Annotated in this window: 16 protein-coding genes and 1 pseudogene; 7 read left to right on the forward strand and 10 right to left on the reverse strand. The window is 67.8% G+C overall.

The window, feature by feature from the left end:
* The first annotated feature begins 76 nt into the window (after nt 1-76).
* Entirely contained in the window at nt 77-1,606 is a 1,530-nt protein-coding gene (locus ACFPIH_RS23980) for a glycosyltransferase family 39 protein (protein ID WP_381174841.1), read from the forward strand.
* Nucleotides 1,607-2,294: 688 nt separating this feature from the next.
* On the opposite strand, the gene ACFPIH_RS23985 is transcribed toward ACFPIH_RS23980, so the two are convergent.
* Nucleotides 2,295-2,990, reverse strand: coding sequence for a haloacid dehalogenase type II (locus tag ACFPIH_RS23985; protein WP_381174839.1), 696 nt, complete (start codon nt 2,988-2,990; stop codon nt 2,295-2,297).
* A gap of 144 nt (nt 2,991-3,134) precedes the next feature.
* On the opposite strand from ACFPIH_RS23985, the pseudogene ACFPIH_RS23990 reads away from it, so the two are divergent.
* Nucleotides 3,135-3,302: pseudogene (locus tag ACFPIH_RS23990) on the forward strand (IS5/IS1182 family transposase); the annotation flags it as partial.
* 117 nt (nt 3,303-3,419) lie between these two features.
* Here ACFPIH_RS23990 and ACFPIH_RS23995 read toward each other — a convergent pair.
* Nucleotides 3,420-4,028 carry a TetR/AcrR family transcriptional regulator gene (locus tag ACFPIH_RS23995; RefSeq protein WP_381174837.1) on the reverse strand — a complete coding sequence of 203 codons (609 nt, stop codon included), beginning with the start codon at nt 4,026-4,028 and terminating at the stop codon, nt 3,420-3,422.
* A gap of 130 nt (nt 4,029-4,158) precedes the next feature.
* On the opposite strand from ACFPIH_RS23995, the gene ACFPIH_RS24000 reads away from it, so the two are divergent.
* Nucleotides 4,159-4,998, forward strand: coding sequence for an alpha/beta fold hydrolase (locus tag ACFPIH_RS24000; protein WP_381174834.1), 840 nt, complete (start codon nt 4,159-4,161; stop codon nt 4,996-4,998).
* Between the two features lie 828 nt (nt 4,999-5,826).
* Here ACFPIH_RS24000 and ACFPIH_RS24005 read toward each other — a convergent pair.
* The 3 genes from ACFPIH_RS24005 to ACFPIH_RS24015 form a co-directional block, all read right to left on the reverse strand.
* Nucleotides 5,827-6,696 carry an alpha/beta fold hydrolase gene (locus tag ACFPIH_RS24005; RefSeq protein WP_381174830.1) on the reverse strand — a complete coding sequence of 290 codons (870 nt, stop codon included), beginning with the start codon at nt 6,694-6,696 and terminating at the stop codon, nt 5,827-5,829.
* Between the two features lie 103 nt (nt 6,697-6,799).
* Nucleotides 6,800-7,804 (reverse strand): NADP-dependent oxidoreductase, encoded by a 1,005-nt coding sequence (locus ACFPIH_RS24010; RefSeq protein ID WP_381174828.1) that lies wholly within the window; start codon nt 7,802-7,804, stop codon nt 6,800-6,802.
* Between the two features lie 233 nt (nt 7,805-8,037).
* Nucleotides 8,038-8,640 (reverse strand): TetR family transcriptional regulator, encoded by a 603-nt coding sequence (locus ACFPIH_RS24015; protein WP_381174826.1) that lies wholly within the window; start codon nt 8,638-8,640, stop codon nt 8,038-8,040.
* 591 nt (nt 8,641-9,231) lie between these two features.
* Between ACFPIH_RS24015 and ACFPIH_RS24020 the strand changes: the two genes are divergently transcribed.
* Entirely contained in the window at nt 9,232-10,083 is an 852-nt protein-coding gene (locus tag ACFPIH_RS24020) for an alpha/beta fold hydrolase (protein WP_381174824.1), read from the forward strand.
* A 275-nt stretch (nt 10,084-10,358) separates the two neighbouring features.
* Here ACFPIH_RS24020 and ACFPIH_RS24025 read toward each other — a convergent pair whose 3' ends face one another.
* The 5 genes from ACFPIH_RS24025 to ACFPIH_RS24045 form a co-directional block, all read right to left on the reverse strand.
* Nucleotides 10,359-12,977: a family 78 glycoside hydrolase catalytic domain gene (locus ACFPIH_RS24025; protein WP_381174822.1), complete on the reverse strand. Its 2,619-nt coding sequence runs from the start codon at nt 12,975-12,977 to the stop codon at nt 10,359-10,361.
* The gene (locus ACFPIH_RS24030; protein ID WP_381174820.1) at nt 12,974-13,870 is read right to left on the reverse strand and encodes a carbohydrate ABC transporter permease; all 897 of its coding nucleotides are present in this window, start codon (nt 13,868-13,870) and stop codon (nt 12,974-12,976) included. Before ACFPIH_RS24030 ends, ACFPIH_RS24025 begins: the two co-directional genes overlap by 4 nt.
* Before the next feature lie 6 nt (nt 13,871-13,876).
* A complete protein-coding gene (locus tag ACFPIH_RS24035; RefSeq protein ID WP_381174818.1) occupies nt 13,877-14,761 on the reverse strand; it encodes a carbohydrate ABC transporter permease in 885 nt (294 codons plus the stop codon).
* Between the two features lie 53 nt (nt 14,762-14,814).
* Nucleotides 14,815-16,113, reverse strand: coding sequence for an ABC transporter substrate-binding protein (locus ACFPIH_RS24040; protein ID WP_381174816.1), 1,299 nt, complete (start codon nt 16,111-16,113; stop codon nt 14,815-14,817).
* A gap of 188 nt (nt 16,114-16,301) precedes the next feature.
* On the reverse strand, nt 16,302-17,300 hold the full coding sequence (locus ACFPIH_RS24045; RefSeq protein WP_381174814.1) for a LacI family DNA-binding transcriptional regulator: 999 nt from the start codon (nt 17,298-17,300) through the stop codon (nt 16,302-16,304).
* A 561-nt stretch (nt 17,301-17,861) separates the two neighbouring features.
* On the opposite strand from ACFPIH_RS24045, the gene ACFPIH_RS24050 reads away from it, so the two are divergent.
* The 3 genes from ACFPIH_RS24050 (at nt 17,862) to ACFPIH_RS24060 (ending at nt 22,747) form a co-directional block, all read left to right on the forward strand.
* Entirely contained in the window at nt 17,862-19,862 is a 2,001-nt protein-coding gene (locus ACFPIH_RS24050) for an RICIN domain-containing protein (RefSeq protein ID WP_381174812.1), read from the forward strand.
* Nucleotides 19,863-20,131: 269 nt separating this feature from the next.
* Nucleotides 20,132-21,562 (forward strand): family 43 glycosylhydrolase, encoded by a 1,431-nt coding sequence (locus ACFPIH_RS24055; RefSeq protein ID WP_381174810.1) that lies wholly within the window; start codon nt 20,132-20,134, stop codon nt 21,560-21,562.
* A 312-nt stretch (nt 21,563-21,874) separates the two neighbouring features.
* Complete coding sequence (locus ACFPIH_RS24060; RefSeq protein WP_381174808.1) at nt 21,875-22,747, forward strand: alpha/beta fold hydrolase; 873 nt, start codon at nt 21,875-21,877, stop codon at nt 22,745-22,747.
* Nucleotides 22,748-22,816 lie beyond the last annotated feature (69 nt).

Genomic DNA, 22,816 nt, shown 5'->3' on the forward strand with positions numbered 1-22,816 from the left:
TGGGTCAGCATCCGGTCAACGAGGTCCGGGCACGCTGGCGGAGCTTCTTCGCCACTGCTGAAAGGCCCTGTCGCCGATGTCCGTTGATGAACGTGCCCCCGTCGCGGCCCAGACGGTTTCCCCTCCCGAGCCCGCCCACCGACGATCACCGGGCCCGGCCAAGGCCCTTGTCGTCATCGCGCCCTTGGCGCTGACCATCGCTCTGGGGCTCTGGGGTATCCGCAGGAAGAACACCATGTGGGGGGACGAGTCCGTCACCTATCAGCTCGCGCACCGCGATCTTTCGCAGATATGGCTCACCGTCCAGCATATTGATCTGGTCCATGCCCTCCACTACGCCGTGATGCACGAGATCTTCGGTCTCTTCGGCGGAGGGCTGCTGACGTTGCGGCTGCCGTCCGTGCTGGCAATGTCCGTGGCGGCGAGCGGAGTCGGGCTTCTGGCACTACGCCTGGCGGGACCCCGTGCCGGGCTGCTGGCCGGGCTGGTGTTTCCGCTCCTTCCCCAGGTACAGAAGTTCGCGCAGGAAGGCCGCTCGTATGCCATGGTCTGTGCCCTGGTCACCTGGGCCACCTATGCGCTCGTGGTCAGCGTCCCGCATCGCGCCCGGTGGCGGTGGGCGGTCTATGGCTCCACCATGCTGCTGGCCTGTCTGCTCCATGAGTTCGCGGTCCTCGTCCTGGTTGCACACGGCGTCACACTGATCGTCTCCCGTGCTCCACGACCGGTGCTGAGGGCGTGGAGTGTGGCTGCCACGGCCGTTGTGGCCGGGTTGTTGCCGCTGGCGATCTGCAGTGCGGGGCAGTCGGAGCAGGTGTCCTGGATCGGCGGACCGGTGCGGCCTGGTTATTTCCTGGTGGTGGCGGTCGTGGGCGTGGTGTGTGCCCTAGCACCTCTGAGGGTGAGGGGGCCCGTGCGGCTCTCCGTGCTGGCTGTGCCGATTCTTGTGCTTCCGGGCCTTCTGCTGCTGATCGCCTCACTGGTCAAGCCCCTTTTCGTCGACCGGTATGTGGTCTACAGCAATATCGGAATCGCCTTGCTGCTGGGCGCCTGGATGGATTACTTCCTCCGGCGGCAGCGGTTTTCCCGCTACGCGTGGATCGCGGCGGTTGCCGTAGTGGCCGCGCTCGTCCAGCCGAGCCTTTCACTGAGGACGCCCCAGAGCCGGAGCAATGACGTCACCGCCATCGGCGCCGCCGTACGCAAGGAAGGCCGTCCCGGTGACGGGCTGCTCTATCTCTCCGGCCAGCACCGGATCTTGACTGCGGCCAACCCCGAGGACACCCGTTTCCTGACAGATCTCGCCCTGGCACAGGACCCCGTTTCATCGAACACACTTGCAGGTACCGAGCTTCCCGCCCAGGAAATTGCGGTACGCATGCTGGAATTCGACCGGATCGTCGTGGTCCGCGCGGTGGGTGTGCACTCGTCGACCAACCCGCAGGAGGAAGCGAAAACAAGCACCCTGCGGCGCTACTTCCGCGAGTACGGAACAACCCACGTCAACGGGGCGCGAGTCACCGTCTATGTCCGAGACCACGACCCGTCTCCGAAGGCCGGTCCTGGATCCAACAGCCCGGGTGCGAGCGGTGGGGTGATGAGGTGACGGCGGTGGTGCCGGCCCGGCCGGCACCACCGCCGTCATGCTGTCTCGCCCCGGAAGCCACGGACCTCGGCTTGCCGGTCGCTGCTGCCGCGGGCGGCTGCGGCTGTTCTGTGCCGCTGCCCAACTCATCGCAACCGCATGCCAACGGCGCCTGCGATGTGCCCGCCACTGGCCTGGACGGCAATCGAAGCTGACGACCGAACACGAAAGGCCGAGGGCAGAGCGAAGGTCAGGTAGCGATTTGGGCAGTGCCAGCCATGCTGGTGCTCTCGGGGATCGTGGCGATCACGTCGATTTCCACTGCTGCGTCCAGGGCCAGGTCAGTGACGCCGACCGTGGCGCGGCTAGGCAACGGGCCACCAAACCACGTCTGGCTATATCGCATTGAGACCTGTACAGCCTGAATTTGTCCTGGTCAGCGGGGCGGCGTACTCGTGTTGCGATGGCGGTGAAGGAACCGTGCGTTGCAACCTGGCTGCTCCGGAGCTCGGCAACGTGGGTGGCTGGCGGCCTGGACCGTGGTGGTCGCGACGGCATTGCTCGTGAGGGGGCGGGACAGCGGTGTCTGGTGGAGGCGGGGTTGCTGTTCGCGAGGAGCGCGATGACGTCAGTGGGTGTGCGGAACCTGGATGATCGCAGATTCCAGCAAGTGGTTGTGGCCGGCACATTCCCAACGGGCCCTGGAGTCTCAGGCGTTCAGGCGTTCGGCCAGCTCCGTCAACGAGGCCACCGACACGTCGGCCTCCGGGTCGCTGCACGGTGGCGGGACAGCCGGCTGCGAGCCGTACTCCTGCGGACGGTGTACGTAGGCGGTGCGCAGACCGCACGCCCGGGCCGCGGCGAGGTCGTCGACGTGCGCGGCGACCATCATGACCTGTTCCGGCGGGAGTCCGAGCAGTCGCGCGGCGCCCAGGTAGGCCTCAGGGTCGCCCTTGTAGTGTCCGAAGAGCTCTGCGGACAGCACGGTGTCCCAGGGCAGTCCGCCGTGCTTGGCCGTGTTCACGAGCAGTGCGACGTGGCCGTTGGACAGGGACGCAATGACGAACCGCTTCTTCAGCCGCTCCAGCCCGGGCACTGAGTCGGGCCAGGGGTCCAGCCGGTGCCAGGCCAGCACGAGCTCGGCGCGCACACTCTCGGGCGTATCCGGCACCCCGTACTCGGCGAGCAACTCGTCCAGCGACGCCCGGTGCAACTCGTCCAGGTTCGTCCAGGGCAGCTCGCCACGCCGCACCTGGTCCAGTGCGGGGATGTACTGGCTGCGCCATGCGTCGGCGAACACCTCGGCGTCCACGTCGGGTATCACCCGACGGATGTCACGTGCGACGCCGGAGCGCCAGTCCACGACCGTCCCGAACACATCAAATACAAGCGCTCGAATCATCATATGGCGATCGTAATGCCTTGCGGGGCGTTGAGTCTTTCCAGTGTGGCCACTGATCGGATGACGGGGTCAGGACGCGCAACGCACGAGGCTCCCGTGCCGTCGGGGGAGGTATTCGAAACTCAACCCACTGGCGCAGGAGTCGCGTTGGTTCCCTGTCCTGCCGCACTCGACCTGCCTCACTCGGGTCGCGTGGGTCCTGCTCATCGTCACCGTGAGGGTGGCCGACGGTGCAAACTCCCGCCGCACCAGTGTGCGCTCGTCGGCCTGGTGTACCTGCGCCGGTACGACGCCTTCGCCCAGTTCGCCGTCGGCTGCCGGCCTGTCGAGCGATGTCCGTGAGGTGACTGGTGAAGCGGCCCGCCGAAGAAGAATGGCACGGTCGTGATGTGCAACAGAACGCACCTCATGTGGCGAAGCGAGGCCTCAAGATCAACTCGCTGGGCCCTCTGCCGCTGACTGGCTGCCGTCTTCGTGTGCCAGCGACGCGAGGATTTCCTTGCGGCAGACGTTGAGGATCTCGTCCGCCAGCGGAGAGCCGTCCGGGCATGCCCGCGACAGCATGATCGCGCCGACCGAGTGGGCCAGCACGTCGATCACCGTGGCGCGGGCTGTGCGCCGGTCCGCGTCCGGCGACGCGTCCCCTCCGGCCTGAAGGGCGGTCGTCAGGCTCTCTATGCCGACTGCGAACTCCGTCTTGATGTCCTCGGGTTGACGCGCGGCGTCGCCGCTGAGGGCCGCGATGGTGCAGCCCTCACCGCGCCCGTCGCGATGTTCCCGGGAGACGTAGTGCTCGACGAACTCGGCGATGTCCAGGGCTTCTGTCAGTGACGCAGTCCGTGAAAGCCCGTTCGCGGATGCCTCGGCCATCAGGTCGGCCTTGGAGCGGAAGTGCTTGTAGAACCCGCCGTGGGTGAACCCGGCCTCCGCCATCAAGTCCGCCACGCCGACTCCGTCGTAGCCGCGCTCACGGAACAGTCTGGAGGCTGTCGCAACGATGTGGGCACGGTTCTGCTCTGCCTGCGCCTTGGTGACCCGCATGTCCAGCCCGCCCTTTCCATCGACGTCCGGCTCTGTTCAGCATACATAGATGTTGACCGACATCAAAGCGGTTGACTTTTTAGATGACGATCGTCATCGTATTGCTCACCCCTCCAGAAAGGCTCAGGCCATGAGTGACACGCATGTGACCGCACCGACTCAGTACATCGAGGTCGACGGCGACCGATTCGCCTACCGACGCTGGGGCAAGCCCTCCGGCGTCCCGATCTTCCTGGTCCAGCACTTCCGCGGGGGAATGGACAACTGGGACCCCCTGCTCACCGACGGCCTGGCCGAAGGCCGTGAGGTCATCCTGTTCAACGGGCGCGGCATCGCCTCGTCATCCGGCACGCCGCGCAACCGGATGGAGGACATGGCCGACGACATCGCCGCGGTCATCCGGGCGCTGGGGCTGGAGCAGGTCGATCTGCTCGGCTTCTCGATCGGCGGTTACCAGGTGGAGGAGGTCACGCTGCGCCACCCCCAGCTGGTGCGCAAGCTCCTCCTGCTCGGCACCGGCCTCCGGGGCGGGGACCCGACGAGTGACCCCAAGGTGCCTGACTACGCTCTGAATCCCGTCCCCACCCTGGAGGACTTCCTCTTCCTGTTCTTCGGCCGCTCGGAAGCCGCGGTCGAAGCGGGCCGGGCCTTCTGGGAGCGACGTCACCAGCGGGCCGACCAGGACACGCCGAGCTCGCCCGCAGTCGCACAGGCGCAGTTCGAAGCGGCCATTGCCTATGCGGAACCGCTGCCGGGCGAGAATCCCTACGCCTACCTGAACGCGATCACCCAGCCGACGCTGGTCCTCAACGGCGAGAACGACGTGATGATCGCCTCGATCAACTCCTGGCACCTCGCCCAGAACATCCCCAACGCGCAGCTGCTGATCTACCCCGACGCCGGGCATGGAGCACAGTTCCAGTACCCCGAGCGGTTCCTGAAGCACGCCCTTCAGTTCCTCGACGAGTAACCTCGACGGCACACGTGCCACTCCTGCATGCCGTGACGGTTCGCCACCCGACCTGGCGAACCGTCACGGCTGTCCGGGCTGATCCAGGGCAGGGCTCCGGCTTCGCCGTCGCACCGGATGGGTGCCGCGCTCCACGGCTTTTGTCGTGATGGTGTGGTTCGCGGGTACAGGAGGCCGTCGGCCGGCCGGAGGGGCCGGCCGCGGATACACGGCTTCCGCAGCCGGGCAATGCTGGTGAGGCGGGTATCGGCATCCAGGCGAGCAAGACCCAGGACGATCTGGACGGTCACCGTCCAGATCTCGTTCCGTGCGGCGCCGTGCGGAGACAGATCGCGCAGCACGGCGGGCGCGACGGCGGCCAGCAGGGCGGCCGCGGCGAGGGCCGCGCGGGCCCATGGCGTGGCGGCCCGGATGCGGTCCTCGGCCCCCGCCCACTCGAGTGTCGCGGTTGCGGCTTCCGCGATCGGAACGTGTCCGGCCGGTGCCCTGATCAACAACTGCAACGCGTAGTCGGCTCACGGAGTTCGTGCCGACCCCGGCGCGGCGACAGCCTCGCTGAGCGTGGACTCCGCCGGGCGGTTGGCCAGCGCTTGGCCGGGGGAGCGAGGCAGCCTGCTGTAGTGGGACTGAGGTTCCTCGCAGGGCATGCATCGCCTCTCCACGAGGAGACTGGGCGATGCGCGCGAGCAGCGCGGCGCTGGACAGAAGCCCGGTTCACTATGCGCCATGGACGTGGAGATGCCAGTGCGTATTTCCGGCGGCGTCAGGAGCTGCCCGGAGACGTCCAAGGCCACACCGCTGTTCTGCTCCGTACCCGCACTGTCTGGTTCAGGACTCGAGGAACCCGAGCGCCCTGGTCACGAATTCTTCGTGGTACTGGAAGATTCCGCCGTGTCCGGCGTCCGGGTAGAGGGGGACGAGTTCACTCCGGGGCAGGCGGGCGGCCAGGTCGAGTGTGTTGGGGCTGGGCACCATCCGGTCGTTCTCACCGTTTGCCACCAGGACCGGCTGGCGAATCTCCGACAGGTCCGACGGCGCCTGGCGGCCCCATCGTTTGATGGCCTTCAGCTGGGCGCGGAACGCCGGCAGCGAGATGTCCTTGTCCCGGTCGTGGGTGCGCTCCTTCAGCCGTTCCAGGAGGGCACGTCCGGCTTGTCGGCCGCCTGCGGTGTCGGTGAAGAAGAGGGAGAGCTTGGGATCCTGGCGGGTCAGGGTGCCCTTGAGGGTGGCCTGGATGGTGAGCGCCGGGACCTTGTCGATGCCGGGGCCCCCGGCGGGGCCCGTGCCCGCGAGGATGACCTTGCGGACGAGACGCGGCTCTTCTGCTGCGACGACCTGCGCGACGAAGCCGCCCATCGACAGACCGAGCAGATCGACCTGGTCGAACCCGAGGGCCCGGATGAACAGCACCGCGTCGCGGGCCATCGCCTCGATCGTGTCCGGCGTGGAGCCGCTCGATCCGCCGACCCCGCGGTTGTCGAAGGCGATGACCCGGCGTCGCGCGGCGAGTCCGTCGACGACGCGCGGGTCCCAGTTGTCCAGGACCCCGGCCAGGTGAACCAGGAGGATCAGCGGCACGCCGTCCTCGGGTCCGAGCTCCCGGTAGGCGAAGTTCTCGCCGTGAACGGACACGGAGCGGGTGGGCGCGTTCTGGTACGACGAGGTCGAGGGGGAGGGGGAATTCCGCGGGGCGTTCATGGACGGGTCCTTCTGCAGCGGGTTTGAGGGCACTTCTCGCCGCGGCAGGCGGCGTCGTTTGGGCGCTCGTGGGGGACCTTCATCGGTCGGCAGGACTGTTTCCTCACGTCATCTTGACGACGACCTTGCCGGCCTTCGCGCGCCCTGCTTCGGCGTACGCCAGTGCTTCTCGGGCCGACTCGAACGGGAACACGGTGTCGACGACGGGGCGGATCTTGCCTGCCTCGATGAGCGGGGTGAGCTCGCGCAGTTGGTCGCCACTGGCCTTCATGAACAGGAACGAGTACGACACGTTGCGGCGCCGGGCGCTACGTCGGATCCGGAAACTCAGCGCGGACATCGCCAGCCGGATGACCGGATTCGCTCCCAGCTCCCTGGCGAAAGCGGCGTCGGGCGGGCCCGCGACGCTGATGACCTGTCCGCCGGGCTTGAGTACGTCCAGGGACTTCTGGAGCGTCTTGCCGCCGAGCGAGTCCAGGACGACGTCGTAGTCGTGCAGGACCGTCTCGAACGCCTGCTTCTTGTAGTCGACGACGACGTCCGCGCCCAGGCGCTTCACCAGGTCGACGTTGGCCGTGCTCGTGGTGGTCGCCACGTGTGCGCCCAACTGCTTCGCCAACTGGATGGCGATGGTGCCCAGGCCGCCGGAGCCCGCGTGGACGAGGACCTTCTGGCCCGGCTGAATGCGCGCCCGCTCGACCAGCACCTGCCATGAGGTCAGGGCGACCAGGGGCAGGGACGCCGCCTCCTCCATGGTCAGCGCGGCCGGCTTGAGCGCCACGTCGTCCTGGTGCACCGCGATGAGTTCTGCGAACGTGCCGATCCGGTTCTTGTCGGGCCGCGCGAAGACCTCGTCGCCCACCGCGAAGCGTGTGACCGCCGCGCCCACTTCGACCACGATTCCGGCCAGGTCGTTGCCCAGGACGAACGGGACCCGGTACGGCAGGATCGCCTTCATTTCCCCGTCCCGGATCATGCGGTCGAGCGGGTTGATGCTCGCGGCCTGGATCAGGACGAGCACGTCGTCCGCGCCCACCTCCGGGTCCGGCACCTCGCCGGCGTGCACGCCGGTCTTGTCGCCGTAGCGCTCGACCGTGAAGGCCCTCATCGTCGTCTCCATGTCTCGTCCGCAGGCGGACGGGGGTGCTGTTGATCCCGGGCTTCCCCGGCTATTGGGCAGAGACTCGTGCCGATATGCCGGGTTTTTTAAATTATGATCGTAATGTTATGTGGTGGGTCGACGGACCGCAAGTGGGTCCGCTGCTCCCGGGGCTGCCGCGGCGTGACGCCCAGGTGCAGCCGGGCGGCCTGCGGTGCGGACGCGCGCGTGCTGCGGGTGCCTCAGGCGGAGGTCCTGGCGCGCTCGTGCTCGATGCCCAGCAGTGCGAGGGCGTTGTGGATGCCCTGTTCGAGGAGTTCGTCGGCGAGACGGCTGTCGGCGAGGGCTCGGGAGAGTTGCAGGGTCCCGGCCATCATGGCGTAGGCGCTGAGTGCCTTGGTGCGGACGGAGGGCGGATCGTCGGGTGCCAGGCGGGCGGCGATGCCGTCGATGACGACGAGTACGCCGTCGGTGTATGCCTGCTTGGTGGGGTCTTTGCAGCGCCGGATTTCGTCGAGCAGGGCGGCGGAGGGGCAGCCGTCGTCGGAGCTGTCGCGGTGCTGGGCGGACAGGTACCACCGCACGATCTGCTCGAGTCCGGCGCGGCCGGGTGCCGCCTGGGCGACGATGTTCGCGTTCTGTGCCTGTAGCTGGTCGGCGACCGCGGTGGCCACGAGGTCGTCCTTCGATGTGAAGTGGGTGTAGAAGGCGCCGTTGGTCAGCCCTGCGTCCTTCATGAGCGCCGAGATGCCCGAGCCGTCGATGCCGTCCCGCTTGAACCGGCGCCCGGCCGCCTCGATGATCCGCTGCCTGGTCGCCTGCTTGTGCTCTGTCCCGTATCGCACCGCACGCTCCTTCGTTCCTCGGAGGGGTCGCTCGTTCTCGACGGTCTCCCTCATTGCATTGTATGGTGAACGTAATTTAATGATCCCGGGATGTCGGTGCCTGTCCGGCCCGCGGCGAGGCGTCGTGTCGGGCGGCCTCGCGCCCCCTCGTCACGGGGCGTCTCGCTGTCGGCTCGGGGTCGGTCGGGGTGTGCCGCGGAGTGTGGTCGGCCGCGAGGGCCTGCTTGCAGCCCACCGCCTCCTGTTCATAGTATTATGAGCGTAATCTGATCTCTGCTCCGGAGGTACCCCCTTGCGCTTGGCGAGGCGGATCCGGGGTGATCGAAATGGGCCGGAAGACCTGGATGTCACCCGTCGCGGCGGCTGATCCACCTCGGGCGAGCTCTATGCAACCGGGGGCGCCTAGGTCACCGACGTGGTCGAGCGGGTGATCGACCCGTTCGGGCGGATCCATGGCCTGGTCGACAAGCCGGCTCAGTACATCGGGTGCCGGCGAAGGGAACTCCGTCCCGCCATCCAGCACGTTTTCGGTGTGCCGCGCGGGCGGACCCGTGAGATGTCGCGCACACCCGTCAACAGGAGAAGGGCATCATGAGCACGTATCTGGCAGACAAGGCCGAGAACCTCACCGTGGAGGGCCCCTCCGCGACGTTCACCTACCGGCGGATGGGTCGGCAGGGCGGCGTCCCGCTGGTCCTGCTGAACCGCTTCCGCGGGACCATCGACTGGTGGGACCCGGAGTTCCTGGACTACCTGGCCGCCGACCACGACGTGATCGTGTTCGACAACGTCGGCGTCGGCTACACCGACGGCGAGCCGCGCGACTCCCTCGAAGGATTCGCCCAGGGCGCCGTCGAGTTCATCGACGCCCTCGGCCTCGCACAGGCCGACCTCCTCGGCTGGTCCCTCGGCGGGATCGTCGCCCAGCGGGTGGCCGTGCGCCGCCCCGAGCTGGTGCGCAAGCTCGTCGTGGCGGGCAGCGGACCGGCCGGCTGGGTGCCCGACGCACCGCCCTTCAGCGAGAAGGTCCTGGGCATCATGGCCAAGCCCGATGCCGACCTGGAGGACATGCTCTACCTCTTCTACCCCGAGACGGAGAGTGCCCGCGCCGCCGGCCGCGAGCACTTCGACCACGTCTCCACCCGGCTCGCCGCCGGCGGCCCCGCGGTCTCCGAGACGGCCGCCCAGGGCATGCTCACCGCGGCGGCCACCCTGCTGGCGGCACCCTTCGACGAGGTGGTGGCGGAACTGGAGGCCATCAAGCAGCCCGTGCTCTACGCCAACGGCCTGCACGACGTGATGATCCCCGCCCACAACTCCTACGTCGCGGTCCAGCACCTCGCCGACGCCACCCTCGTCCTTTACACCGGTGCCGGCCACGCCTTCCTTTTCCAGCACGCCAGGGCCTTCACCAAGCAGGTGACCGACTTCCTCGCCGCCTGACCGCACCGGCCCCACCACCGGCCCCGAACCATGCGGGGGCGGCGGTGGGGCCGGCTTGGCCAGGCGGTCCACCAGCACCCAGTTCACCCGCGTCAGCTCCCGTGCCACGCAGTCGTGCGACGCTGTGCTGTCTGAGATCAAGCCCCTCTTCTGATTGATACGTGCTGGTCGAAGGCACTATGAGGAGTGGACGGCCTGCTCGGGTCGACGGCAGCCCCGAGAGCGGCGATCACCAGGTCCGCGAGCACAGATGCTGCGGCCGTGCGCTGCCCCGTTCAGTGATGACCGTTGGGCGATGTCGGCTGTCCGGTGGGGCGCTCTGGTCGCCATGTCGTCGTCGTGCCGGTCGCGAGGGTGGTCACGCCGCCATCGGGCCACTCGATCCGCGCTGTTGCCCCGGTGGGCACCGTCGTGTGCACCTCGATTCCCGAGGCGTGCAGCTCCCAGCGGATCGCCACGCGACCGTACGGCGACTCGTGGGCCGCGCCCGCCCAGCTGATGCCGCCGCCCGGTCGTGGGCGGAAGACGATGTCGCGGTAACCGGGTGAGACAGAGGTCAGTCCGGCGACCGTGGTGTGCAGCCACTGGGCGATAGCGCCGAGGGCGTAGTGGTTGAAGGAGGTCATCTCGCCCGGGTTGACGGTGCCGTCGGGCAGCATGCTGTCCCAGCGTTCCCAGATGGTGGTGGCGTCGTGCTTCAGGGCGTACAGCCAGGAGGGGCACTCCTGTTGGAGGAGCAGGGTGTAGGCGGTGTCGACGTGGTGGGTGGCGCTCAGCGCGGGTGCCAGGAGCGGTGTGCCGATGAAGCCGGTCTGGATGGTGTGCCCGCCTGCGGCGACCAGTTCGGCCAGGCGGTCTCCCGCGATGGTCCGGGCAGTCGGGTCGGGAAGCAGGTCGAACTGGAGGGCGACGGCGTAGGCGGTCTGGGTGTCGCTGGTCATCAGGCCGGAAGGCAGCACGTAGGCGTCGAGAAAAGCCTGGCGCACCCGGTGTGCGAGCTTCTCGTAGTGGCGACGGTCCTCGTCGAGCCCGAGGACGCCCGCGATCAACGCCGTGTGCCGTGCCGACCAGGCGTAGTAGGCGGTGGCGATGAGGTGGCGGTCGGTGCGGCCTGCTCCCGGATCCTCCGGGGGTGCAGACGGGTCGAGCCAGTCCCCGAGCTGGTAGCCGTGGTTCCACAAACCCGAGGGGTCCGCGAGTTCGGTGATGAGGTCGACCCAGCGGCGTGCGCTGTCGTACTGGGCGGCCAGCAGTCCGGTGTCGCCGGAGCCCTGGTAGAGCGCCCACGGGGTCAGCGTCACGACGTCGCCCCAGCCGGCGCCGGGTCGGGCCGGCGTCCACTGCGGGCCGCCGGGGATGGCGGGGACGTACCAGGGCACGGTGCCGTCGTCGTGCTGCTCGACGGCGACGTCGCGCAGCCAGGACGCGAGCATGCCGTGGCAGTCGTAGAGGAAGGCGGCGGTGGGCGCGAAGACCTGGATGTCGCCGGTCCAGCCGAGCCGCTCGTCTCGCTGCGGGCAGTCGGTGGGCAGGTCGACGAAGTTGCCGCGCAGGCTCCACACCACGTTCTCGTGCAGCCGGTTCACCTGCTCGTTGGAGCACTCGAACCAGCCGGTCCTGGCCATGTCGGTGTGGTGGACGCGGGCGGTGATGTCGCGGTGGGGGTCGCCGCCGCGCCAGCCGGTGATCTCGGCGTAGCGGAAGCCGTGGAGGGTGAAGCGCGGTTCCCAGGTCTCGCGGCCCTCGCCGCGCAGGACGTACCGGTCGGTGGAGATGGCGTCGCGCAGGGGGCGGACGCACAGCTCTCCGTCCTGGAGCACCTCGGCGTGCCGGATGACGACCGTGTGTCCGGCCGGGCCGGTCACGGTGATCCGGATTCTGCCGACGAGGTTCTGTCCCAAGTCCACCAGAAGACGGTCGGCGTCGAGGGCGGTCACCCGGACTGGGGTGATCTCCTCGGTGCAGCGCACCGGTGGCCCGGTGGGGGCGACCAGCGTCGCCGGATCGCGTGTGACGATGTCGACCGGTGACCAGTCGCTGTCGTCGAATCCGGGAGTGGACCAGCCTGGCCGTTCGTCACGGGCGTCGTGGGTCTCGCCGTCGAGCAGGCCGGAGGAGACGATCGGCCCGTGGGCGGCTCGCCAGGAGGTGTCGGTGCCGATGGTGGTGCGCTTTCCGTCGCGGTGGACGATCTCGAGTTGGGCGATGAGGGCGAGGCGGTCGCCGTAGAGGTCGGAGTGGCCGCCGTTGAAGCCCAGACGTCCGCGGTACCAGCCGTCCGCCAGCCATGCACCGATGGTGTTGTCGCCGGCGCGCAGGTGTTCCGTGACGTCGTGGGTCTGGTAGCGCAGCCGGTGGTCGTAGCTGGTCCAGCCGGGCGCGAGGGCGTGGTCGCCGACCCGCCGGCCGTTGATCTCGATCTCGTACAGCCCGTGGGCGGTGACGTACAGGCGTGCGCGCTCCACTTCCGCGCCGACGGGGAACTCCCTGCGCAGCAACGGTGGGCGCCGGTCGGTGTCCGGCCACTGCGGCGAGATCGCGTGCGATGTCCAGTCCGCCGGCTCGAGCAGTCCCGTTTCCAGGCGCAGGGCCGGGCTCCAGTCGCCGGCCGTGCTGTCGGCGCCGCGGACCCGGACGCGTATCCCGGCGTGTTCCCGCGATTCAAGTGGCCTGGTGAGCGGCCAGTCGACGAGCACGGAGTCCGCGGAGGCCACCCAGTCGGTGCGGTGCGTCCCGTCGGCCCGCGTGATCTCGATCTGGTACGCCTGCTGCGTCCAGCCGGGCGGTGCGGTCGTCTTCCAGGAGATCCGGGGCGCCGGCTCACCGATGCCGAACGGCTCCCGGTGATGTTCCGCGGTCGGCGCGGCCACCACTGGTATCGGCTGGTGGCTCATCCCTTCACCGCCCCGGCGGTCAGGCCCTTGATGATGCGCTGGTTGATCAGCAGGTACAGCACCAGGGCGCCGACCACGTTGATGCTGATCGCGGCGAACAGCGGTCCATAGGCCGTCTCCCCGTACTGGCCGGTGAAGTTGAGCAGCCCCACTTGGATGGTGCGCAGGTCGTCGTTCGTGGTGAAAGTCAGTGAGATGAGCAGGTCGTTCCAGATGAAGAAGAACTGCACCAGCCCCACGGTGAAGACGGCGTTGCGGACCATGGGGAAGGCGATCCGCCAGAAAGCCGTGAGGATGCTTGCCCCGTCGAGCGTGGCCGCCTCGAACACCTCGCGCGGGATCGAGCGGAAGAAAGTGGCCATCATGAAGACGGTCAGCGGGAGACCGGCGGCGGTGTAGGTGATGATCAGCGGTGCCAGGGTTCCGGAGAGCCCGGTCTGGAAGTACACCCGGAACAGCGGCAGCAGGATCATCTGGCTGGGCACCATGATGCCGACGAGGAAGACGAGCAGGACCTGGTGGCGTCCGCGCCAGACCATCACCTCGAGGGCGAAGCCCGCCGCGACGCCGAGCAGGATGATGAGGGCGAGCGAGGGCACGGTGGCCAGGAGGCTGTTGCGGATGTACAGGGCGACGTGCCCGGTCGTCCACGCCTCGGCGTAGTTGTGCAAGCCCCAGCTCTTGGGAAGCGACCAGGCGGGGTCGTTGACGAACTCGGACTGGGTCTTGAAGGAGCTCAGCAGCAGCCACAGCAGCGGCGCCACCTCGATCACCAGCAGCAGGGCGACGAGTGCGTTCCGTACCAGACGCCGGGCTTGCCGGCTCGTCCGGAGTGCGGCCGTCGGTGGGTGGGTGAGGAGTTTCCGCGGCGGTGCCGTCAGGGTGTCGGTCATGGGAGGTCAGCCCTTGGTCGGGTCGCGTCGCGAGAAACGGAAGATGATGAGGGAGACGCCCAGGCAGACGACGGTGAGCAGCGACGCGATGGTGCTGCCGTAGCCGTAGTCGCCGTAGGAGAACGCGGTGCGGAACATGTACAGCGTCAGGGGCGTGGTGTCGCTGCCCGGCCCGCCGTTGGTCAGGGCCAGGACCGAGTCGAACACCTTGAGCGTGCCGTTGATGCTGAACACGGCCGACGACAACACCACCGGCCAGGACAGCGGCAGGACGATGTGCCGGATCAGCCGCCATCCCGTGGCGCCGTCCATCCGCGCCGACTCGATCGTCTCCTCGGGGATGTCGAGCAGCCCCGCGTAGATGAGCACGCCGTAGAAGCCCATCGAGCGCCACACGTCCATCACGACCAGGACGAGGAAGGCTCCGCCGCCGCTGGCGAACCAGTCGCTGTGGTGGATGCCCAGCGCTTCGATGGCGGTGTTGGCCAGGCCGTTCTGCGGCGCGACAGCGAAGAGCTTCTGGAACATCAGGGCCACGGCAACCGTCGGAAGGATCACCGGGAAGAACACCAGCGTGCGGATGAGCGCGGACGACTTGCGCAGCACGAACACGTAGAGCAGGGCGAGCAGGTACCCGCAGAGCACCTGCCCGACGCTGACGACGACCCCGTACTTGAAGGTGAACCACAGCGCCGAATGCGCCTGCGGATCGTGCCACAGCTTCTCGAAGTTGCCGAACCCGTCGAAGGAGAAGCCCTCGATGACGTTGCCCTTGAAGAAGGTGTACCCCAGGGACCAGCCCATCGGCACCAGCATCACCAGTGTGTACACGAGGAGCGCCGGCCCCAACAGGATGGCGAGGGCGCGGCGGTCGCCCAGAACTGAACGCATGTCGGCTCTTTCGAGAAGGGGTTGGGAACGGTTCGCGGGTGGCGGCGGACGGGTCAGCCGTTGTCCAGATCCGCCTGGATCTTCTTCATGAAGTCCTGCGCGGAGAGGGACCCGGTGACCAGCGGCGCGGCGTTCGTCTGGCTGGTCTCGGTCGCCTTCGTGTTGAACAGCGCCTCGAACCACAGGGTGCTGGTCGTGGTCTTGGAGATGGTGTCCTGCACCTGCTGCGTGAGCGGCGGCAGCGTGCCGGTGTCGCCCTTGGGCTTGAACCCGGAGATCGTGCCCTGGTCCTTCAGCGAGGCGGCGCCGTAGTTCTTCGCGGTGCAGGAGAGCCAGTCGCCGACCTTGGAGTCGTACGACTTCGCGGAGACGGCGACCGGGAGGCCGACGTTGGCCGGGATCTGGTCCGCGGACCCCTTGCCTCCGGACACGGTCGGGAACGGCATGAAACCGATGTTGTCCGCGCCGACCTTGTTCTTGGTCTTGTCGTTGAAGTCGCCCAGCGCCCAGCTGCCCATGTAGAACATCGCGGCCTTGCCGGTGAGGAACTGCTGTACCCCGGTGTCGTAGTCGATCGATCCGACGCCCTTGCCGAAGTAGCCGGCCTTGCCCAGGTCGGCGATGGCCTGCGCGGCCTTGACGTACGCGGGGTCGGTCAGCTTCGCCTTGCCGTCCGCGACGGCCTGCAGGGCGTCCGGGCCCAGCTCCCGGTAGAGGTAGCCGCTGACGAGACGGGTGAGGGGCCAGCCCTCCTTGCCCGCCGCGGAGAAGGGGGTCACCCCCGCGCCCTTCAGCTTCGCCGCGGCCGCGACCAGTTCGTCGTACGTCGTCGGGACGGCGATGTGGTGGGCGGCGAGAAGCTGCTTGTTGTACCAGATGCCCTCGATGTTGAACTGGTAGGGCATCACGTTGAACTTGCCGTACAGGTTCTGCACCGTCTTGACCGCGGCCGGCTGGATGTCGTCCCACACCCCGAGGTCCTTGAGCGTCTTCTCGAGGTCGAGGACCTTGCCGGCCTTGTCGAGCGTCTTGGTCAGCTCCGGAGTGCCTCCCGCCGCGAACTGCACGGGCAGCGCGTCCTGCCCGGCGAGCAGCTGCACCTTCTGGTCGACGTTGCTGATCGGCAGCGTCTGGATCTTCAGCGGCAGCGCTGCGTTCTGCGTCTTGCACGCGCCGGTGCTCAGGGTCTTGAGCTCCTGCTGCACGATGTGGTTGTCGTCGTTGATGGTGAGGGAGTAGTCCTTGGCGCCGCCGCTCGCCGCGTTCGTGCCGCCGCATCCGCTCAGCAGAAGGCCGGCGGTGGTGGCGGTCGCCAGGATGACGAGGCTGCGGGGCTTGGGGGTGTGGTGCACGGGGTTGCTCCTCGCGGTGCACAGCGCATTGAAGCGCTTCAATGTTGCCCGGAACCTATGCGCCGCTACACGGCCATGTCAAGGATGATTCGTCGATATTTCTGAACCGCAATGTGTGCACAGCAAGAGGAATCGGGTACGCCAGGAGAGCAGAGCCCGTCAGGGGGAGACGCGTGCGGGCTCCGTGCTCAACGCGGCGCGCTGGAGCGGATGATCAGCTCCGGCTCGAGCACGACGGTGGCATGGCGATGCCGCTCGCCCGAGGCCACCTCGTCCATCAGTAGCCGCATCGCTTCCCGTCCCATGGCCCGCCCGGGCAGGTCCACCGCGGTCAGGGGCACCGCCGCGGAACCGGCCGTACGGTTGTTCTCGCACCCGACGACCGCGACCTGGTCGGGTACACCGATGCCGGCCACGGTGTGCAGTTCGTGGATGATGCCGTTGGCCAGTTCGTCGGCGACGACGACGAGGCCGTCGGGCAGGTCACCGGGCTTCCGCCCGGCGAGATCCCTCCCGACCAGGTGGCCGTGCGCCGTGGTCAGGCCGACGCTGTCGATCTCCTCCAGCGTCACGCGGGCGCCGGCCTCCTCGACCGCCGCGCGTACCCCCCTGCGCCGTTCACGCACGGGCTGGTAGTCGTCGTGCGCGACCACGTACGCCAGCCTGGTGCGTCCGGTGTCGATGAGGTGGCGTGCCGCGAGATACCCCACGTGCTCGTTGTTGACCAGCACCGAGCAGCACGTGCCCGGTTTCGGTGAGAAGTTCAGGAGCACGATCTGGCGTCCGTGCGAGCGCATCCTGGCGATGCCGGCGCTGGAGTCCTCCATCGGGGCCAGCAGCATGCCGGTCACCCTGGCCTGGTCGAAGACGTCCAGGTAGTCGTCCTGGAGCCCCATGTCACACGTCGTGTTCGCGAGCAGCAGGTTGAGGCCGGCCGCGCGGGCCGCCTCCTGTGCGCCGTGGGCCATGTCGATGAACAGCGAGTTCTCGATGTCCGCGAGGACCATCCCGACGCTGTCGTTCGAGCCGGACGCCAGCGACCGGGCCGCGTCGTTGCGCACGAAACCCAGCCGGGCGATGGCTTCGCGCACGCGCTGCGCCGTCACCGGGCTGACCTTGGCCGGATGGTTCAGGACGTTGGACACCGTGCCGAGCGAGACGCCCGCCGCCTTCGCGACGTCCTGCATGCTCGGACCGGCGTGCCCGTTTGCCCGTGGACCTGCGGCTGCCACGACGCTCCTCGACTTCCGGTCTCGATCGGCCTGGACACGAATCGACGGGGCCAGGCCGGTGTGGACAGGCGTAGAGTACACGCTTCCTTTGAAGCGCTCCAACATCTACTTGGGGCCCCGCTCTTCCAGGTAACTGTTGGTGGCGCAGATGCCGAGGTCACGGTGCTTCACCTCCGGAGCGCACGCGAGTCGCCGCACGCTCCCGAGGCCATCCACCGTCCGGCTGGCCCTCCAAGGGGGCGTGACCCGGTGCGAGGGCTCGGCCTGCGCGATGAGTGCGCGGACTCTTGACGGGCGGCGCGGAGGGTGTCAGCCTCGCATCGCCAAAAGATTGAAGCGCATCAATCTCGTCCTCCATCACTTGCGCCCCCACCCAGCGATGACGTTTCCGGTGTCGCGCCGCCAGGCCGTGGCCCGACCGGATCGGTGCTGCCCTTCTGCGTCGGAGCACGTAGCGAGCTCATGCCCGCGCTGTGTTCCCTGCCCTTCTCTCACTGTCGAGGGAGTCACGAATCCATGCACAGGAACAGACGATCATGGGCGAAGGCCGCCGCCATCGGCGCGGTGGCCGCCCTGGTGCCCTTCACGGCACCGGTTGTGTCCGCCCGTGCCGTCACCTACACCGGCGGCGTCATGTGGCAGCCGCCGAGCGGAGCACCCTCCTACGGGTCGCTCTACGCGCACGCCATCCGGCTGGAGCACAGCACCGACGCCAACGGCACGCTCCTTGCGTCCTTCGAGCAGTACTCGGGCAGCGGCATGCCGGTGTACCGCAGCACCGACTCGGGGCACACCTGGACACAGATCTCCACGATCAACGACCAGGCCAACTCCTGGAACAGCATCCAGCTCGAACCCGTGCTCTACGAACTGCCACAGGCCATCGGCTCGTTCCCGGCAGGGACGATCATCGCGGCGGGCGACTCCATCCCCACCGACAACTCCAAGACCAAGATCGACATGTACGCCAGCACCGACCACGGCGTCACCTGGTCCTTCGTCAGCTCCATCGCCACCGGCGGAGACGCCGTGGCCTCCAACGGCCACACCCCCGTGTGGGAGCCGTACTTCATGGTGGCGAACAACAAGCTGATCGCCTGGATCTCGGACCAGCGGGACCCCGCGCACGGACAGAAGCTCGCCCACTTCACCACGACCGACGGCGTCAACTGGTCCTCCGAGGTCGACGACGTCACCTACTCGGACTACAACGCCCGACCCGGTATGGCGATCGTCGCCCGCCTCGGCAACGGGAAGTACATCCTCACCTACGAGTACTGCAACGCGCCGATCTCGGGCTGCCCGATCTACTACAAGATCGCAGACAACCCCGAGAACTTCGGCTCGGTCACCGGCGTACAGCTCGTCACCACGGACGGTATCCAGCCCAAGGCCAATCCGTATGTCACCTGGCTGCCGACCGGCGGCCCCAACGGCACGATCGTCGTGCAGGCGTACAGCGACCAGCAGCTGTACAAGAGCACGGACAACGGCGCGACCTGGGTGCGCATGTTCTCCAACACCGTCTCGGGCTACAGCCGCGGCCTGCTCCCGCTCGCCGACGGCAAGAGCCTTCTGGTCACCCGCGGCGGCGTACTGACCACCAACGGCACCAACAAGGTCACCTACGGCGTCGACGACTACGGCGGCGGTATTTCGACGGGGGCCGGGTACAAGATCCAGAACGAGCTCAGCAACGACGTCCTGGGCGTCCCCAACTCCAACTCCGGATCCCAGGTCGTCCAGGCCGCCGACAACGGGACCGCCGACCACAACTGGCAGTTCCAGCTGCAGAGCAACGGGTACTACCGCATCTACAACACCTTCAGCCAGAAGTACCTCGCCATCCCGGGCGGCTCGCTGTCCTCCGGAACGGGTGCCATCCAGTGGACGTCGACGGGCGGTGCGGAGCAGGACTGGTCGGTCCAGCCGGCACCGGCCGGCGGATACACCTTCGTCAACCGGCGCAGTGACCTGGCCCTGACCATGGCCACCGACGCGAACGGCCAGACGCAGCTGCTGGAGCAGGCCACGCAGGCCCCGCTCGCGTCCTCGGCGAACCAGCGGTGGAACCTCATCCAGACGGCGGCGCCCGACTTCACCAGCGGTCAGTTCGTGATGGCCAACGCCAGCAGCGGAAAGTACGCGGAGGTGATCGGAAGCGGTGACGGAACGCAGGCCGACCAGTACCGCGATGTGAACCATCCGGATCAGTACTGGACCTTCACACGGACCGGCTCCTACTACACGATCACGAACACGTTCTCGGGCGACCTCCTCGACTCGGCGGGAGCCACCGCCAGCGGCAGCGCGGTCGTCCAGAAGCCGGCATCCGGCGGAACGTCCCAGCAGTGGTCTCTTACCGACACCGGCGACGGTAAGTACCAGGTGGTCAACCGTGCCGGCGGACTGGCCCTGTCGGTGGTCGGCGCGTCGACCGGCGACGGAGCCCTGCTGGACCAGGAGTCCGTCTCGACCGCATCCGCACAGCGCTGGACGATCACCAAGATCAACTAGCCTCGCCGTTCCACAGGCGGGCAGTCGGCCACGGCGTCCCGGGGCGGAGCCGCCCACCGATGATCTCCGCTGCTCACGCGAGCCGGCAGGCACACATCCTCCGGTCCCGTTTGCGGTCTCCGTACCAGCCGCCTCCGTTCTCGGCCCGTCTCCCGAGGACTGGGCCGTAGGCGGGACCGTACCGGGCGGCGGACCCCCGAGTAGCCGACCGACTGCCGACCGTCGGCCACTCGGTCGCACCCGCACATCAGCGACACAAAGGAGTTCGCATGACCAGCCATCGCACCGGAGGTCCACGCGCCGGAATCCGCAGACGGCGTGTCCCTCCCGCCCTCGCCGCGATCGTGGCCGCCCTCATGGTCTTCCTCGGTCTGGCCGCTGCCGGTCCGGCGCAGGCTCTCGGCGGTGACATCCGTATGCACGACCCCTCGGTCATCAAGGTCGGCAACTGCTACTACGGGTTCTCCACCGGGTTCGAGCACGACTCGCTCAACCCGAGCGGTTCCATCACCGAGCGCAGGACGTGCGACAGCACCGCGGCCACCGGCTGGACCAAGATCGGCAACGTCTGGGATTCGACACCGTCCTGGATCACCACCAAGCTCGGCTCGACCCCGCCGAACATCTGGGCCCCCGACATCAAGTACTTCAACGGTACGTACCACCTGTACTACGCCGGCTCGCTCTGGGGCACGAACTACGCGGTGATGGGTCTGGCCACGGCCACGAACATCGAAGGCCCGTGGACCGACCAGGGCCTGGTCACGGACGTCAACTACCCGATCGACCCCAACGTCGACTGGGGTCCGGACGGCCGGCTGTACATCTCCTGGGGTTCCTGGACCGGCAGCGGCACCTACATGCACGTCCTGGACCAGGCCACGGGCAAGCTGTCCACCACCGACAACAACCTCTGGCACATCGCCGTCGGCATCGAGAACCCGACGATCATCCTCAACGGCGGCTACTACTACCTCTTCGGCTCCAAGGGGAACTGCTGCAACGGGGTCAACAGCACCTACTACACCGTGGTCGGCCGGTCCACCAGCATCACGGGACCGTACCTCGACCAGAACGGCACCGACATGGCCTCCGGCGGCGGGACCAGCGTCCTCACCGGTGCCTACCCGAGGGTGGCCGCGGGCGGTGCGGACGCCTACGACGACGGCTCGTCGAAGTTCCTCGCCTACCACTACTACGACGGGAACAACTCCGGGCAGGAGACCCTCGACATCCGCCAGGTCACCTTCTCCGGCGGCTGGCCCGTCCTCGCCGGCCCCCTGGGGGCTGCGAACAACCACCTGCTGAACCGCAACAGCGCCAAGTGCGCGGACGTCTGGTTCCTGAGCACGGCGGACGGCGCGGCCGTGAACGCGGGGAACTGCAACTCCGGGGCCAACCAGCAGTGGGTGTCGACGGCCGTCGGCTCCAACTACGAGCTGGTCAACGTCAACAGCGGCAAGTGCCTCCAGATCTCCGGCGCCTCCACCGCCGACGGCGCGGTAGCCGTCCAGTCGACGTGCACCGGAGCCGCACAGCAACTGTGGACGAAGACGGCGGTGATCGGCGGCTACGTGACCTTCACCAACGTCAACAGCGGCAAGTGCCTCGAGGTCGCCGGGGGGTCGACCGCCAACGGGGCGGCCTTGGACCAGTCGACCTGCAACACCGGGTACAACCAGCAGTGGCTTGTCGTCTGACATGCCGGGCAGCGTGTTCCTGTGACAGGAGACCGCTACCGTACCCGCCTGTTCAGGGCCGCAGGCGCTGGACAGGCGGGTATGACGGTCCAGACGGTCGAGCCGGCGGCTTGCCACTCCATGGAATTACGGTCATACTTTAATCGTCGACGTGATGCTGAGGGGCTCGACCGCTCAGGGTTCCGATGCCCACGCCTTTGACGTCGACCCCGCAGCTGCAGCCGCAGTCGGGAGACGCGGGTAACTGCTCTGTGCCCTCCCCAACCGAAGAGGAGGGGGCGGCGTCGGCGCGGAAACCCCATTCCGAAAGGCATGACCGTGAGTGACTCGCAGGAAGTACGAGGCGACGTGGTGACGTCGTACAAGAACGCGCCGACCCGCACCATCACCGCCGGGGGAGTGACGTTCGCCTACCGCGAGCTGGGTCCCCGCTCCGGCGTCCCGGTGGTCTTTCTCAACCACCTCTACGGGGTCCTCGACAACTGGGACCCCCGGGTCGTCGACGGCATCGCCGCCAAGCGCCGGGTCATCACGTTCGACAACAGGGGTGTGGGCGCTTCCACCGGTTCGACCCCGCGCACCATCCAGGAGATGGCGAAGGACGCCGTCACGTTCATCCGGGCGCTGGGACTGGAGCGCGTCGACATCCACGGCTTCTCGATGGGCGGCATGGTCGCCCAGGTGATCGTGCAGACCGATCCGCAGCTCGTGCGCAAGCTGATCCTCAGCGGTACCGGTCCCGCGGGTGGCGAGGGCATCAAGAACGTGACGGTGTTGTCCCATCTCGACACCGCCCGGGCCCTGCTCACCTTCCAGGACCCGAAGCAGTTCCTCTTCTTCACCCGCACCGCCAATGGGCGTCGGGCCGGCAAGGAGTTCCTGGCCCGCCTGAAGGAGCGCACCGCCGACCGGGACAAGACCATGTCCCCCATCGCGTACAGCAACCAGCTCAAGGCCATTCACCGCTGGGGCCTCGAGAAGCCCCACGATCTCTCCGTCATTCAGCAGCCCGTGCTCGTCGCGAACGGTGACAGCGACAGGATGGTTCCGTCGAAGAACTCGGCCGACCTGGCGCGGCGACTGCCGAACGCCGAGTTGGTGATCTACCCCGACGCCGGCCACGGTGGCGTCTTCCAGTTCCACCGGCAGTTCGTGGAGACGGCTCTCGAGTTCCTCGAGCGGTAGTAGGCGTGAAGTGCAGTCGTCGCCTGGGCCGAGGGCGTTGCCTCAGAGCCGTGACGCCCTTTGGGCGAG

Source organism: Streptomyces vulcanius (assembly GCF_042653945.1).
Classification (GTDB): Bacteria; Actinomycetota; Actinomycetes; order Streptomycetales; family Streptomycetaceae; genus Streptomyces; species Streptomyces mangrovi.